The organism is Alcaligenes sp. GCM10023179, from assembly GCF_042653705.1.
Taxonomy (GTDB): Bacteria; Pseudomonadota; Gammaproteobacteria; order Burkholderiales; family Burkholderiaceae_B; genus Alcaligenes; species Alcaligenes phenolicus.
The window spans coordinates 632,484-648,610 of sequence record NZ_JBHSIQ010000002.1; the positions used below are offsets into that span (position 1 = coordinate 632,484).

Here is a 16,127-nt window from a genome sequence, read left to right on the forward strand (position 1 = left end):
GCGCCTTTATTCCTTGGAACCGAACACATCGGCGTGCGCGGCGAATTGTTGTGGCCAGCGTGAAGCGTCCGAGAAATCGAGCACCTGCCAGCCTTTGTCCTGCAGTACGCTGGTGGTCTGATCATCCACAGCGGACAGAAACACCAAAGCACGAGATGCCTTGTACTGGGCCGCCGCAGTGGCTGCGCCATTGTTGACGGACACGTTGACCGCATCAGGTTGCACGGCCCCCGCCTGGCTGAGCGCGGACAGCCAGGCGTCGAGTGGCTCGTCTGCCAAGATCACCGCTGCAACGGGGGCCGCGCTGCATTCCACAGGCTGTACCTGAGCATTGGCCAGCGCGACCAGCAGCTTGAGCGCATCCGCATTGCGGCGGTTGATGTGTTCGTGATCCGGCTGGTTGAAGTAGGACAGCAGGCACTGATAGCAGCCGGCTTCGCACTGATGATTGCCAAGTGCATCGGTCTGTTCCAGCGACGGCAAATCGTCCAGCGTCCAAATGCCGCTCTGCGGTTTGCGATAGTGAATCAGTTGCAGGGCATTGCTGGCTACGAGTGCAAGGTCGTCGCGATTGTTTGCCAGGCGAGTGAGCACACCCGCACCGCCTTCCGCCGCTTCGTAGAACAGCAAGGCGCGGCGCTCATCGGACTTCGGCAGTGGCTCGACCACCAGTTCGGATTCCTCGATCTGGAAAGTCATTTCGATGCCGCGCTTGAGCGCGGCCTGCAAAGTGGCCATGGCCTCCAGCGACAGGGCATGTACGGGAGCGAAGATCAGCAGATTGCGATGATCTTCCACAAAAGGAACGATGCGCTGGTTGGGCACCTTCTCCAGCAAAGCATCGTCGCCGCCCTGATCGTCTTCCGCATCCGGTGCGTCCTGCTTGCTCCAGGTGCCCGTGATTGGGTTGATGTAGAAGCCCAGTTGCTCCTTGTCTTTGCGCCTGCGCCAGCCGCGATTGATGCGCCAGATTTGCGCAGCGGGCGCGTAGGTGAGCTCGCCTAGCACGTCCTCACCTTGTTGGATCGTGGCCTTCTGCCGCTGGATACGGCCATCGGGGCCGGGTAGAAAGCGGTAGGTGGTTTGCAGCTCGAAGCCCTGACGCTGGCGCTCCTCGTCGTTGATGGAGATGCGCTCGGTGGCCACGGTCTCCACGGTTTCGATGCGGTAGAGCTCGCGCACCCAATCGTGCTCGGTGAGCAAGGCGTCGCAGTTCTCGCAGCGATTGACCAGCGGCTGTTCGCCGCCCGGCTCGCCGAGATGGCCGTAGCCGCATTGGCTGCACACCAACGAGGCAATGGTGGCCAACTGGCTGTTGCCGGAAATGTGGTCTGTATTGCCTACGTTGAGTTTGGCACGCACCACGCGGTACATGCGGCCTTGGTGATAAATGAGGCTGCGGGGACCGAATTCGGACAGGGCCAGGAAGCGCGGCCGGCTGACCATGCTGCCTTCGTCATCCTTGCCATTGACGGCCTGGCCGCCACGGGCGGGAATCCAGGCCATCAGCGGTAGGCGCGGGAAGTTGTAGCCTGGCAGGAAGCCTTGGCTGGCCAAGTAGCGATAGGTATAGAAATCATTGTTCTGGCCGTTGCCGGACTTGAGCAATACGGCGTACTGGCGCGCAGCGTCGCCGTAGCGGCGCTGGGCATTTTGGCGTTCCGTGTGCGAGGCGGTATGGCTCTTGACGATGCGATCAGCCATATCCATCTGTTGGCGGGTGGCATCGAACAGCACGCGCCAGCGCTCCAGCGCCCCAGAGAACGCTTGCGCCGCGTTGTCGATGACCTGGCGCACATAGTCAGGAGTGAACCAGGCGCTGCCTTCAAGCTCGCCCTCAAGCTGGTCGATGACCCGTCCGGCACTGGCCAAGGCACGCTGCTGGACAGCCTGCGCCCGCAGTGCTTCGTGCAAGGGCTGTTTCAGTGGTTTACCGGGCTGGTCGAGATCCAGCATGGGCGCAATGCTGTCGTCCAGTGGCACCTGGGTACTGGCAAGCCAGACCGCTTGCAGGTGGCTGTCGATGAGATCACGATTGCTCAGATCGAGGGTTGGCGCGCGCACGACGCCATGCACCATCTGCTCGGCATTGTGGAAGAACCACTGGTCATGCGGACTGAGCGCCGCGCAATAGGTGATGACCAGCGCCTGCTGACCCGAGCGACCCGCACGACCGCTGCGCTGGGCGTAGTTGGCGGGGGTCGGCGGCACATTGCGCAGGTACACGGTGTTGAGCGCGGAGATATCCACGCCAAGCTCCATCGTGGGGGAGCAGAACATCACCGGCAGACGTTCCAACGGCGCTTCGTAGGCCGGGTTCTGCGCCCAGTCCTGCCTGTCTTTTTCGGTGTAGCGAAAACGCTGCTCCAGCAGTTGCCGGCGTGGCGCATCCACCTGGGCTGTGTGTTCCTGGGCCTCGAAGTCGAACAGCGGATGCGAAGGCTGACGCAGCAGGTCGGCAATGCCGAGATACAGGGCGCGGAAATACTGGTTGATTCGATTGCTATCAGTTTGCGGCTGATCGGCAATCAGGCACCAGTCCAGGGCAGCCGCGTTCAGGCGCCAGCCTGCGAGCTGGGCGTCGATAGGTTGGCGCTGCACATAACCATAGTCCTTGGCGGATTCCAGCAGCGCTTCGATCAGCTTAGCCCACTCGACATCTTTCCACTGCACGACCTCGCTGGCGCAGGCGCTGTCGCGCCAGAAGGCGGCCGTCTTTATTTGCCGTAGCAGACGGGAGCGTGGACCACCTGTCACCAAGTCGGTGCGCGGCTTGCCCTTGTATTCCGGGCGCTTGCCGAGGATGAGATAGCGGCCGGTATCGAGTTTCTCGTCTGGAGCGAAGGCCCAACGTTCATTCAGGTAGGTGTGGGCGCTGGTGCGTGCCTTATCCTGCTCAACCGGGTCGAGGTAACGACTTTCCAGGCACAGATGGCGGCGCAAGGCGTCGAACAGTAATTCGAACAGAACTGTCCGTTGCACTGCCGTCAATTTGGTCAAGGTGCTGTTTGCAGCAAAGATACTGGCGTCAGCGCAAAAGGCATCTAGGTCTCGATACCGAATCTGCAACAGGCCGAGTTGATCCAGATTCGGATTATTGAAACGCCAGCCACGCCGCAGATCACGCAGTAGCCGGTAGGCGATGATGAAGCGCAATGTGCGTTGCGCTTCTTGTCGGGCCAGTCCCATGAGCTTGGGGGTGCGCAGATACTCCACCAAGGTCGCTTCATCGACCCCTTGAAAGCCGAGGGCCTTGAATACGCTTTCGGCCAAGTGTTCTTCATCGAGTTGGCCGCCGCTGCCCTGTAGTGCACCGATCAAGCCGGCACGCAGCGTCAGCAGGAAAATGAAGTCGTTGAAATGTCCCGCCTGCAGAGCGGCATCCTGGCGGTTGTCGGTAAACCCAAGCAACTTGCGTGGGTCAGGCTGCCCTGGCGCAGGTTCGGAAAGTGCGAACAATTGCTGCAAGGCCGCCAGGGCAATCATGGTAGTGGCCGAAGAGCGGCCTTCGCCGGACAGACTGGAGAGGCGGTTGGCATCCTTGCCGTGGGCTTCGTGTGTCGTGCCGCAGTTCAGGCAGAAGCGGAACTTTCCTGGAATGAACCAGAACTCCGTCCCCGAGCCCGTTTGCCCTTTGGCATCGACCGTGACCATATAGGGAACGGCATTCTTGTAGGCTGGCTTGATTTTGGGTTCGCTCCGGCTGAGGTCGATCCAGGTTTCCGGCAGGTCTTCGAGCAGGCCGCCGTATTGCTGCCCGGGCACCAGGGGACACAGGAAGCCATAGCTGGCGTCGTCTTCTGCCGCGATATCGTCGATTTCACGTGAGCTGAAGCCGACCGGTTGCTGTGCGTACCAGACAGGTAGGTACTCCTGGCCGCAATCGCGGCAGAAGTGCGTCGGGTAAAGCAGCACATTCTCTTGCTGTCGCCCCGGCGCGAAACGCTGAGCATCGAGCGTGACATGGCGCTTACCTCGTGCCTCCAGCGTGGTGAGCACCTTGCCGGGACCGCTGATGAACTGGTGCAGCTTGAACGCGAAAGGCGGCCTGCCCTGGGGCGTGCGCACATCATGGGCAGCCACTAGGAAGCGCTGCAGGGCGGTGCGAGCGGCTTCAGGCTGGCAACCCGCGTCTTCGGCGAGACGGCGGCTGGCCTCTTCCAACATCATGGGTCTCGCCCGCCTAGGAGGCTCGTCGGCAGGTAGTTCGATACCCAAGTTCAATTCCACCCAGATGGATAACGGATCATTGCGAAAGGCGTCGAAGTCAGCCCAGATATCCTGCTTTCGCGTAATGGCCGCCGGTAGTTCTGTGCGGATGGCGTTGACGTCCTTGAGCGGGTTGGTGACGCGCTCCAAGGTCTCGCCGATGACGTCATGCTCGCTGATCTGGGTGCCAAAAAGTTTGCTAGCCACATCGGCCACCACGCGGTTGCGGTCGGCTTGGCTACCTGTGCTGGACATGGTGGCCGACGTGCCGATGCAGACCAGTTGCTCGGCTTTCAAGCGCTCTCGCAGGCGCCGCACTAGCAAGGCAACGTCCGCCCCTTGACGGCCACGATAGGTATGCAACTCATCCAGCACCAGGAACTCAAGTCCCTCGCAGTGTTCCACCACACGCCGATCCACTTCGTCGAAGCGCGTGAGGATGTACTCCAGCATCATGAAGTTAGTGAGCAGGATATCGGGCGGGTCATCCGCGATGGCGCTGCGTTCCGCCTTGCTTTCCTGGCCGGTGTAGCGCTTGACGGTGAAGGGACGAAGCTCTGGCGCATAGCCATGCAGAAACTTGTCGAGTTCTTCCAGCTGGCTGTTGGCCAGAGCATTCATCGGATAGATGACAATGGCCCTGGTACGTGCTTTGCCATCGGATTGCTTGGCCTTGAGTATGCGGTCGATGATCGGGATGAAAAAGGACAGGGACTTCCCCGACCCCGTTCCGGTCGTGACCACATAGCTTTGGCGTTCCTGGCCTTTGGCCAAGGCTTCCATCTGGTGCTTGTAAAGATGCAGGGGTTCTGGCGAACCTTCAGACTTCCCGACCTCGAAGATCTCTGCGCAGGCAGCATGCAAGACACCCTGTGCCGCCAGGTTCTGCACCGTGCCCTGGCGTTGGTAATTCGGGTTGATCTGCACCAGCGGCTCAGGCCAATAGCGACCTTGCGCATATTGATGTTCGACCTCGGCTCGGATATCAGGCGCAGCGATGCGAACGAAACTGCGGGAAAAGCTGCCGTATCGTTCGATGAGCTGGTCGCGGAATTGGAAAACGTTATCCATGGAGAGTCCTCACTGATCCATCTTGTGGCCAATCGCCAGAACCGCTGTACTACCGGATGTGCCTGCTGTGATGCGCTTCCATTTGGCCCCTCGCCCCTTGCCAGTCGATTCGATCACCCCCTCTGATTTCATCGCTCGCAGCACTAGTCGAACCATGTCCCGGCTCACGCCCGGGCAGGCCTCTTCAATCTCGGAAATCGAGAACGGCAGGGTGCGCCCCAGGACTTCCGCACGCACCCGGTCTCCTTTACTGCCACGGCCACGCTCGATGGTGCCGACACGCTCCTCGAACTCGCGGTATGCCCGTAGCAAGGCTCCCCAGAAGTAGTCGAGCCAGGGCTTTACGTCGTGCTGCCCCTGGTGCCAGCCCTGCAAGCTTGCTTCCAGCGTCTCGTAATAGCTTTCCTTGGTATCTTCGAAGATGCGTTCCAAGCTGATGTAGCGGCCCACGGCATAGTCGAAGTGGTAGAGCAGCAGCAGGGTCAACAAGCGGGACATGCGACCGTTGCCATCCGGGAAAGGGTGGATGCACAGGAAGTCGAGCATCGCCAGCGGCGCCAGCACCAGCGGATCGGCCAGATGCTGGTCCAGCGCGGTCGCGTAGCGCCCTGTTAGATCAGCCATGGCCATCGGCGTGAGATGCGAAGCCACCGGCTGGAAGCGCAGACGCGAAGTGCCATCCGGGTGACGCTCGACGATGTCGTTATTGGTGGCCTTCCAGCGTCCACCCGCCTGCGGCATGTAGCGGTACAGCAGGGTATGTAATTGCAGCACAACACCCTCGCTGAAGGGCATGTGCGCGGCGGACTCGTGGATCAGTGCCAGAGCATCACGGTAGCCGGCGATCTCCTGTTCGGAGCGGCTCTTTGGCGTTGCGTTGCGGATGACCAGAGACTTCAACCGCGAGGGTGCGACGACAACGCCTTCCAGCCGGTTGGATGACTCGGTGGACTCCACCACCGCGATCTGGCGCAGGCCCTTGAGGGCTTCGGGCGACTGCGCGGCGTAGAGTTGCTGCTTGCCCTGGTACTCGCCCAGTGTGCGCAACGTGGCGGCCTGGGTGCCATCGAAGCGAAGCGCGGAAAGGTACTCGGGTGTGAGCGAGTGCATGGAAATGTAAGCCCAGGCTGTCTAAATGGGGTAATCATAGCCTTTAAATGGGGCATTGTCTCTAGAAATACCTCATTAACAGTGTTTGACTCCCCCATTTCCTGAACATTGGACCGGTCGCGAGAGGTTGGCATGGCTGACCAAGAAGGAAATGAGCGACATGAGCCTCAAAAGGGCAATCAATTCAAAATTACCCCATTTATTCCATTGTTTACCCCATTCCCAGCACCCAGCCTTGGGCAAAGGCAAATGGCAAGGGAACGGCACTCAAGGGACAACGGCCCTATCCAGAAAAGGAAAAGGCCGCTCCTGTCCATTCGTTCTACAACACCCGGCCAACTCTTCCCTATGCTGTGCCGCTTCCCTCCGCAGCACTCAGATAGTCCGCCCAGTCCTGCAACAGCGTCCTTCTCTGATCCAGCAGCAGCGCCTTGTTGTACGTCGCCCGCACCTTGTTGCTTTCCACGTGGGCAAGCTGCCGTTCAATTGCATCAGGCCGGTATCCGTTCTCGTTGGCCCAGGTCGAAAAGGTCGTCCGCCAGCAATGCGGCGTCGTACCCCGCCCCAGATTCATGTCACGCATGGCGTAGGTCAGCCGGTTGGGTGTAGTAAAGCCCTTGCCGCTCCGGTGTGGGAATAGATAGCGCCCACCACTTGTGATGCGCTGCAAGTCTTTCAGTACCGCTATGGCCTGCTTGGACAAGGGCTGACATGGTCACGCCGCGCCTTCATCTTCGCCGCAGGCCGACGCCACAGCGCATCCTCAAAGTCGAACTCGCACCACTCGGCATCCGCCGCTTCCCCTGGACGGCAAGCCGTCAGAGCAATTAGCCGCAGACACAATGAGGTTTCCGGATAGCCCCGGTAGCCGCGCAACTCCTGATAGAACTTCTGGATTTGCTCTCGCGTCATCGCCGCCTTGCTCTCGCTGAACGGCACGCGCAGCAGCCCACGAAGACTGGGAATAGGATTGGCCTCGACTAAACCGCGCACCACCGCGAACTCGAAGATGGCCGAAAGATCGCCTTTGACGTGAATCGCCGCCCAGGCTCCGTGGGACTTGCATTCCTCCAGTAGCGGGCGAATCTGCTTCACGCCAATGTCGCTCATCGGCATCCCGTCGAATTTGGGCGACAGGTACTTCCTGATGCGGGACTCTTTTGTGCGGTAGGAACTGAGCGCAAAGACAGGCTTGATCTCGGCCAGGTAAGCCTGCGCCACCTTGGCAAACGAGCTTTCGCGAGCGCGCTTGCGCTCCTCCAGTGCTTCCAGGTTGCGCTGCTTGACCTGCTGCCGTTCATGGGCAGGATGGATACCTTGCTTGACCAAGGCACGCGCTTTCTCTCGGGCCGCACGCGCCTCCGCAAGGCTTACTTGAGGAAAGCCGCCAATGGCAAAAAGGTTCTCCTTGCCTTGCAGGCGGTACTTCCACCGCCAAAGCTTGCCGCCGTTGGGCTTGACCAGCAGGAACAGGCCCCCGCCGTCTGAAAGTTTCCAATCTCGATCAGTCGATTTGGCCGACCCGACCTTGAGGTCGGTGAGTAGGTTTTCGGGCATCGTTGGACTCCACTGCGGGGAGATGTACCCCCACGGTTGAACACGAGTACCCCCAACGCTACCCCCGAATTTTTCAGACCTCGATGAACAATAGGAACGCTCAGTAGACCGTATTGTTTATACAACCCATTGATTTCAAATGGTCCAACCTGTCTACCAAGCGCTACTGAGCGCCACCGAGATCCAGCAAAAATCGTCAGACGTTGAACAAGAAGTTCAGCACGTCACCATCTTTCACAACGTATTCCTTGCCTTCAGCGCGCATCTTGCCGGCTTCCTTGGCACCTTGTTCGCCCTTGCAGGCTACGAAGTCGTCAAAGGCGATAGTCTGTGCACGGATAAAGCCGCGCTCAAAGTCGGTGTGGATCACGCCTGCAGCTTGAGGGGCGGTATCGCCCACGCGGATGGTCCAGGCGCGGACTTCTTTAACACCTGCAGTGAAGTAAGTTTGCAGGCCCAGCAGGCTGTAGGCAGCGCGGATAACGCGGTTCAGGCCTGGCTCTTCCATGCCCAGATCGGACAAGAACTCAATCTTGTCAGCGTCGTCCAGTTCAGCGATTTCAGCTTCTACGGCAGCACATACAGCCACAACAGGAGCGCCATCAGCGGCAGCATAGTTCTGTACGGCTTCCAGGTGTGGGTTGTTGGTGAAACCGTCTTCTTTCACGTTGGCCACGTACATGGTGGGCTTGGCGGTGATGAAGCCGTAGGATTTGATCTGGTGCAGTTCGTCTTCGTCCAGCTTCAGCGAACGCACGGACTTGCCTTCTCCCAGTGCTTTCTCGATACGCTCCAGCAGGGCTACCAGCTTGGCAGCGTCTTTATCACCCGAGCGAGCCAGTTTCTGGTTACGGTGCACGGCTTTTTCAACCACGCCCAAGTCGGCCAGCGCCAGCTCGGTGTTGATGATTTCGATGTCAGCCAAGGGGTCAACCTTACCGGCAACGTGAATGACGTTGTCATCGGCAAAGCAGCGCACCACGTGCACGGTGGCGTCGGTTTCGCGGATGTTGGCCAGGAACTGGTTACCCAGGCCTTCGCCCTTGGAAGCACCGGCGACCAGACCAGCGATGTCTACAAATTCCACCACGGCAGGCAAAATGCGCTCGGGGTTCACGATCTTGGCCAGATCTTGCAAACGCTGGTCAGGAACTTCGACCACACCGACGTTCGGTTCGATGGTGCAGAAGGGGTAGTTTTCAGCCGCAATGCCGGCTTTGGTCAGAGCGTTGAACAGAGTGGATTTACCAACGTTGGGCAAGCCAACGATGCCGCATTGCAGTGCCATGAGTATCCTGAAAATCAAAGAGTTATATAAACGATGCGCTATTGTAGCGCCCTTGGGCGCTACAGAGCCTGCAGACGGGTCAGAACAGTCGTGCCGGGGACACAGGCTAGCGCCTTGAAACCCGGGCTTGCCTATACAGGAATGCCGTCAAACAGCTTGAGCAGGCCAATAATCAGCAAGACCGGGCCACCATTGAAGATGGCATGCAGCACGATCGATGCACCAATGCCTCGACGCACTCGCAGCCAGGCCAGTACCAACCCTGTCAAACATTGGGGCAGCACCAGCATGGGCAGCAAATACCAGCTCATACTGTTGAGCTGGAAGTTATACAAATGCAGCGCTCCAAAGGCCAGCGTTGCACCATAAAACACCCAGGGAAAGAAACGCCAATAGCGTCGCATGGATGAAAAGCGCCATGCCCTTCCCTGCAAGGCACCCACCAACTTGCGCCACCAGCTACTGCCTGCGGGCAAGGCTTGGCGTGGCATGCCGGTATAACGGCTGATCCAGATTGCCAGACAAAAGACCAGCAAGCCTTGTATCAACCACCAGCCTGGTCCCTGAAACATCAGGAACACCGCCAGCGGAACAACCGTCAGCCATTGTGACGGCCGTCTCAGCACGAAACGAAAGACCAGCTCTTCCACAATAGGTGCCCAGATAATGGCTTGCACCCAGGGAATACGCGTCGGGTCCAGGCGATGCTGCGCACCGCCCACACCTGCTACCGAGACAGCGATCGGGCCCAGTACCAGCGCATTAATCAGCCAAAGCATGCCCGCCCATTGCAGCAGACGCTTCCAGGGCAAGGGAGCAAACCAGTCCAGATACCAGCCGTCACCCTGGACTCTGCCAGGCAAACGCCGGGCGCTGCGAGGGTGACGCAGAAAATAAAAGAAATCTTTAAGCTCGTCCCGGAAACGCATCTGGCTGCTTGGCGCTGGCTTCATGCGTCAAGCCTTCTGGGGCGCGTAAAGCTGGCGGGTCGCCTGCTCAAAGTCGCCACGCAGCAAAGCAGGCATCATGACGCGGCAGCGATTCATGCCGTCCTCGATCTCGCGCAGCTCTTCATTGCGAGGGGTATGCAGTACAAAGTTCACCACTTGCTGGGCCAGGCCCAAGGTGCGAGGGTGACCAATGCCCAGGCGCAAGCGCCAGAAATCCGGTGTCCCAAAGGCGGACTGGATGTCGCGCAGGCCGTTATGCCCGGCGTGCCCACCGCCTTTTTTCATCTTCACCTGACCGGGCAGCAAATCCAGTTCGTCATGCAGGACCAGCACCTGTTCGGGCTTGAGCTTGTAGAAACGCATCAAGGCACCGGCGGCTTGCCCGGACTTGTTCATGAAGGTAATGGGTTTGGCGATGATGACGTTTTCACCTTCAAAACGCGCTTTGGCCACCCAGGAGAAAAAGGATTTTTCCAGGTTGAACGTTGCATGCAGATCATCAGCCAACTGGTCTGCCAACCAAAAGCCCGCATTGTGACGGGTGGTTTCGTACTCAGGGCCAGGATTACCCAGGCCAACAATCAAACGGATAGGCTCAGACATGAATGTTTTCGCAGAAAGCGCCTGCTCCGGCAAAGGCGCAGGCACAAATAACAAACCCCCGCCAGCATACGCTGACAGGGGTTGATTCGCCAAGCTGCGAGCCGACCGAAGCCGGCTGGCAATCTTGATTACTCGGCGCTTTCTTCTGTTGCTTCCGAAGCAGCAGCACCACCGCCAACTGGCAGAGCAGCAGCCAGCAGAGGGTTGGCTTCGTTGCCAGCGTAAGTCACGCCACGTGGCAGCTTGATGCTGTCCAGGTGCACGTTGGCGTTGGCAGTCATGCCGCTCAGGTCCACAGTGATGGACGCTGGCAGGTTGGCTGGCAAGCAGGTGATTTCCAGATCGGTCAGGATGTGGCTGATAACTTGGCTGCTCAGCTTGACGGCTGGGGACACGTCGCCACCTTCAAAGTTCAGAGGAACTTTGGTGGTGATGGCTTGCGAAGCCAGAACGCGTTGGAAATCAACGTGCAGAACTTGCTGCTTGTAAGGGTGCCACTGAACCGAGCGCAACAGCACTTTTTCAGCTTTACCGTCCAGTTCCATCGTCAGGATGGAAGCGTGGAAGGCTTCTTTGCGCAGGTTGTGGTAGGTCTCGTTGTGATCCAGAGCGATCACGACGGGTTGTTCGTCGCCACCGTAAACGATAGCTGGAACCTGGCCAGCGCGACGCAGGCGGCGGCTCGCACCCGTACCCTGTACATCACGCGAAGTAGCGGTGAATTTCATGTAGAACTCCAATTGCAGAACGCTTAATACGTACTGCGGAAAGTGGTAGCGAACTACCAAGTTGACGTGCGCCGCGACCAGCGCACGCTAAAAAACTTAATCAGTGAACAAGGAGCTGACGGACTCGGCGTTGGAGATACGCAAGATGGTCTCGCCCAACAGTGCTGCACAGGACAGCTGGCGAATCTTGCTGCATTCACGTGCCTTGGCGGACAAAGGAATGGTGTCCGTTACAACCAGCTCGTTCAATTGGGACTGCGTAATACGTTCGATAGCTTCGCCCGAGAGTACAGGGTGCGTACAGTAGGCGTAAACCGCCTTGGCACCGCGCTCTTTCAGAGCTTCAGCCGCTTTGCACAGCGTACCGGCCGTATCCACCATATCGTCCATCAGGATGCAGGTGCGTCCGTTGACATCACCAATGATGTTCATGACTTCGGAGACGTTGGCACGTGGGCGACGCTTGTCGATAATGGCCAGGTCCACTTCCAGTTGCTTGGCCAGTGCACGTGCGCGCACCACACCACCGATGTCAGGCGAGACAACCACCATATCCTGGTAGTTACAGCGCCAGATATCGCCCAGCAAAATGGGGGAAGCGTAGATATTGTCGACAGGGATATCGAAGAAACCCTGGATTTGGTCAGCGTGCAGATCCATCATCATGACGCGATCGACACCGACCACTTGCAACATATTGGCCACGACTTTGGCAGAGATCGACACACGCGCCGAACGGGGGCGTCGATCCTGGCGGGCGTAACCAAAGTAAGGGATGGCGGCGGTGATGCGACCGGCCGAAGCACGGCGCAAGGCATCGACCATCACCATGATTTCCATCAGATTGTCGTTGGTGGGAGCACAGGTGGGCTGCAGAACGAAAACATCGCGACCGCGCACATTCTCGTTGATTTCAACCATGGCTTCCCCATCAGAGAAGCGACCCACCGTCATTTTCCCCAGCGACATATCAAGGTGGTTGACGACATCGACAGCAAGGCGAGGATTAGCCGTGCCGGTGAAGATCATGAATCGGTCTTGTGCCATGATGGGAGATAGATTTTGATGCAGGAAAAGCAAAGCTGTTGATCGAAACCCCTACAAGGAAACGACTCAACAGCTTTACATTATCGCAGGCTAGGCCTGAAAGGTGGCTGGGGAAGAAGGATTCGAACCTTCGCATGCTGGAATCAAAATCCAGTGCCTTAACCAGCTTGGCGATTCCCCAAATACTTACTTAATCCAGTCGCGTAGCGGATGATCTTGCAAACCTGAACAAACCCAAGTTTGTTCGACAAGCAATTTACCACTATTTGATTCTTCGCTACCAGAAAAATCTATTTTACTGCTAATTTGGTCAATTTCAAACTGACCTGTCTTGGCGCTTTGTTCGTCTCTGCACTCAACAAACAAACAAGAACCTGAGCCCGTCATTCTAGCATTCAATTTTAATCTTTGCAAGCCCTGTTTTAAATTTCTTAAACCAGGATAAAGACTGAATGCTACTGACTCCAGATTGTTTCTGCCAAAATAAGGATTGCCGCCCTTGGCTTGCCAGAATTTTTCTTGCCAATCAGTAAAGAACGTCATTGTGATGGGTTTTTCATCACGTGTCAAGCATTCGGAAGTAAATATTTCCCCCGTGGATATAAATTGCGGCGGACGGATGATGATGTAGTGTCGTGGCGGCATTTGAATGGCCTGCAACTGCTCGCCTATCCCTTGCGCAAATGCGGCCTGTCCGAATATAAAAACCGGCACATCAGCACCCAGGGGCAAGCCAATATCCATCAAGGCCTGACGGCTCAGCCCCAGGTTCCACAAACGGTTCAAGGCAATCAAGGTCGTGGCCGCATCGCTGGAGCCACCGCCCATCCCCGCTCCCGAAGGGATGTTCTTGATACAAGAGATGTCTACGCCTTGCCGAGTGCCCGTCGCTTGTTGCAGGGCACGAGCCGCTTTGATCACCAGATCCTGTTCAGGCTCCACATTGCTCAGGGTGCTGTGTGCGCGATGGATCTGCCCATCGCTACGTGGAACGAAGCTCAGGTAATCATTCAGGTCCACAAAACGAAAAGCAGTTTGCAAGAAATGGTAGCCGTCCTCACGACGACCCGTAACGTGCAAAAACAGATTGATCTTGGCCGGAGCCGGGACGTTGTAGAGCGCCATTACACAAACCTGCTCGGGACTTTACTGATCCACGACCAAGCGCACGCTGATGGAGCGGTTGGCTTCATGACGATTCAATTGCAGCAGGCGCGGGCCTTGTTCGTCGTAACGCGAGAGCGTCACACGCCAGCCGGACTGCTCGAAACTGCTTAGCTTTTGCTGGTCATCCCGGCGTTCGCTTTGAACCGGGGCACTACCGGTGCGGCCATGCAGCCAGTCACGCAAGCCTGCAACAGGAACAGGACTGCCCAAGACCTGTTCAACCAGGGCATCGGGATGGGAGGCGATTTCCTGACTACCGTTTGTGCGTTCCAGAATGGCGCGCCCCGGTAACACCCAGACTCGCGCCAAGGTATTACCCAAAGGATTGCTCAAATCCAGCATCAGCTTTTGGCCGTCGTCGCGCCAGGAAAAGCCCCCCTGCACGGCTTCGACCTGCGAACTGGAATGAGTCACGCTCAGCGCAAAACGGCCTGAACGAGACAAGGCGCTTGCCTCTTGCGACGCATCCGTAACGCTGCCAAGGTCAGATTTGGGCGGTGTCGCACAAGCACTGAGCAAAGCAACCAGGGCCAAAGCCCCTGCTCGGGTCCAAGCCCGCTGTTTCAAGATACTCACGGCAGCGGTACTCCCAGACGCTTGATGGTTTCTGTCAGTGTTCGGTTTTCGGGGTCTTTGCTCAAGCCAGCCCGAAAGACCAGCATGGCATCATCACGACGGCCTTTGACCCACAGCACTTCACCCAAGTGGGCGGCAACGTCCGCTTCAGGCAGGCGCTCGTAGGAACGCTGCAAGTATTCCAGCGCGGCTTGCAGATCGCCAACACGGAACAGATACCAGCCCACGCTATCCAGAATATAAGGATTGTCCGGCTCCAGCTCCATGGCGCGTTCCAGCAAATCCTGGGCCTCGTCCAGACGGCGATTCTGATCCGCATAGGTGTAGCCCAAGGCGTTATACGCATTGGCATGGTCCGGGCGCAGCTCAATAACACGACGCATCAAGGTTTCAAACTTGTCGTGCTTGGCGCGCTGCTCGTACAACATGGCCAGGTTGTATTTGATCTCGGCACTATCGGGCAACTCACGGTCCGCCCGCTCCAGCACTTCCAGAGCCTGGTCGGTACGACCGCTGTCTTGGTAGATAGAAGAATACGTCAAAGCCACAACGACCTGTTCGCTCATGTCGCGTGGCCGGGAGTTTTCAAGGGTACGACGTGCTTGCGGCAGATTGCCTTGGCGAGCCTGCAGGACGGCTTTATGAATCTGGGCCTGGAAACGCAGCGCGGGCTCTTCAATCAAGTCCAGCTGGCGAATGGCTTCGTTCATATCGCCCTGAGCTTCAGCAATTTGCACCAAGGACAAGCGGGCTTCAGAAATACTGGCCAAAGCCGTATTGACGGCGTCGTTCAAGGACTGGCGGCGCTGCTGCTGGACCGCAATGTATTGCTCCAGCAATTTACGGGCCTGGTCAAACTCCTGGGCACGAATATGAATTTCGGCCTGGGTGTAGAGCAGATCAAAATCTTCAGGATTGGCGCGTTGCAAGGCGCTGACGATGGATTGGGCTTCGTCGAACTGCTGGCGCTCTACCAGCCGGTTGGCCAGCAGCAGTTGCAACTTGCGGCTATCCGGATTGGCTCGCACAAAGGTACGTGCACTTTGCAAGGCAGCCGAAGGATCAATCTTGATACCGTATTCCAGCACGCGCTGCGCGGCGGCTTCGGAATGCGGGTCCAGCTTCAGGGCTTCCCGTGCTTCGCGCTCGGCCCGGCTCATATCCCCGGCGCTCCAGGCAGTATCTGCCAAAGCCAGACGGGCTATGGGCAAGGAGCGCACGGGTTGCTGCAAGGCCTTGTCCAGCACTTCCAGCGCCAAACGGCGATCCACCATCTTGCTGACCATGCTCATGGCTTGGACCACGGCCTGCTCTTTATCCTGGGCGCGAGAGATACGCAGCCACAAGGCATCGGCCAAGCCTTCGGTCTGACCGCTGGAGGCTTCCAGGGCCAGAGCCGTTGCTTTAGCTTCGGGATCATTCGGGGCCAGCAAGGCCCATTCTTTAGCGGCACGCAGCGCACGACCCAAATCACGGTCGGCCATGGCGTATTGAAAGGCGTTTTGAGCCAGGCGAGGATCGCTGGTGTCACGCGCCAAAGACAGGAAAGTCTGGCTGGCAACGTCATATTCACCACGCGAAGCAGCCACTTCGGCAACCAGAATGCGATACAGAATGTCCGAAGTCAGGCTGACCAAAGGCAATTGCCCGCTGCGCAAACGAATCTTGTCAGCAGGCGGCTCCGCCTTGAGTATGGGAAGTGAGGGTTGGGCTTGCACCGAAACCGCTGCAAGCAACGACATCAGGCCCAGCTTTAGTGCTAAGGTCAGAGCATTCATCCAGAAAAACCCGTGCCCTGATACGCGCGACAAAACGCCCGAT

At 58.1% G+C, this 16,127-nt stretch carries 12 protein-coding genes and 1 tRNA gene; all 13 read right to left on the bottom strand.

Annotated features, from left to right (window positions below):
* Nucleotides 1-6 precede the first annotated feature (6 nt).
* On the bottom strand, nt 7-5,280 hold the full coding sequence (locus ACFPDR_RS12255) for a DEAD/DEAH box helicase (RefSeq protein WP_376911179.1): 5,274 nt from the start codon (nt 5,278-5,280) through the stop codon (nt 7-9).
* Between the two features lie 9 nt (nt 5,281-5,289).
* Entirely contained in the window at nt 5,290-6,390 is a 1,101-nt protein-coding gene (locus tag ACFPDR_RS12260) for a Fic family protein (protein WP_376911180.1), read from the bottom strand.
* Nucleotides 6,391-6,736: 346 nt separating this feature from the next.
* Nucleotides 6,737-7,093: a tyrosine-type recombinase/integrase gene (locus ACFPDR_RS12265; RefSeq protein ID WP_376911181.1), complete on the bottom strand. Its 357-nt coding sequence runs from the start codon at nt 7,091-7,093 to the stop codon at nt 6,737-6,739.
* A complete protein-coding gene (locus tag ACFPDR_RS12270; protein WP_376911182.1) occupies nt 7,075-7,947 on the bottom strand; it encodes a tyrosine-type recombinase/integrase in 873 nt (290 codons plus the stop codon). Before ACFPDR_RS12270 ends, ACFPDR_RS12265 begins: the two co-directional genes overlap by 19 nt.
* A 196-nt stretch (nt 7,948-8,143) precedes the next feature.
* A complete protein-coding gene (ychF, locus tag ACFPDR_RS12275; RefSeq protein WP_009461081.1) occupies nt 8,144-9,235 on the bottom strand; it encodes a redox-regulated ATPase YchF in 1,092 nt (363 codons plus the stop codon).
* Nucleotides 9,236-9,366: 131 nt separating this feature from the next.
* Nucleotides 9,367-10,188, bottom strand: coding sequence for a type II CAAX prenyl endopeptidase Rce1 family protein (locus ACFPDR_RS12280; protein WP_009461082.1), 822 nt, complete (start codon nt 10,186-10,188; stop codon nt 9,367-9,369).
* Between the two features lie 3 nt (nt 10,189-10,191).
* Nucleotides 10,192-10,788 carry an aminoacyl-tRNA hydrolase gene (pth, locus tag ACFPDR_RS12285; RefSeq protein WP_009461083.1) on the bottom strand — a complete coding sequence of 199 codons (597 nt, stop codon included), beginning with the start codon at nt 10,786-10,788 and terminating at the stop codon, nt 10,192-10,194.
* A 128-nt stretch (nt 10,789-10,916) separates the two neighbouring features.
* The gene (locus ACFPDR_RS12290) at nt 10,917-11,516 is read right to left on the bottom strand and encodes a 50S ribosomal protein L25/general stress protein Ctc (protein ID WP_035271240.1); all 600 of its coding nucleotides are present in this window, start codon (nt 11,514-11,516) and stop codon (nt 10,917-10,919) included.
* A gap of 96 nt (nt 11,517-11,612) precedes the next feature.
* Nucleotides 11,613-12,563: a ribose-phosphate pyrophosphokinase gene (locus ACFPDR_RS12295; protein ID WP_009461085.1), complete on the bottom strand. Its 951-nt coding sequence runs from the start codon at nt 12,561-12,563 to the stop codon at nt 11,613-11,615.
* Between the two features lie 104 nt (nt 12,564-12,667).
* A tRNA-Gln gene (locus tag ACFPDR_RS12300) sits at nt 12,668-12,744 on the bottom strand.
* A gap of 5 nt (nt 12,745-12,749) precedes the next feature.
* Entirely contained in the window at nt 12,750-13,688 is a 939-nt protein-coding gene (gene ispE / locus ACFPDR_RS12305) for a 4-(cytidine 5'-diphospho)-2-C-methyl-D-erythritol kinase (protein WP_376911183.1), read from the bottom strand.
* 21 nt (nt 13,689-13,709) lie between these two features.
* Entirely contained in the window at nt 13,710-14,300 is a 591-nt protein-coding gene (locus tag ACFPDR_RS12310; protein ID WP_376911269.1) for an outer membrane lipoprotein LolB, read from the bottom strand.
* Nucleotides 14,301-14,302: 2 nt separating this feature from the next.
* Complete coding sequence (locus ACFPDR_RS12315) at nt 14,303-16,048, bottom strand: tetratricopeptide repeat protein (protein WP_226348149.1); 1,746 nt, start codon at nt 16,046-16,048, stop codon at nt 14,303-14,305.
* Nucleotides 16,049-16,127 lie beyond the last annotated feature (79 nt).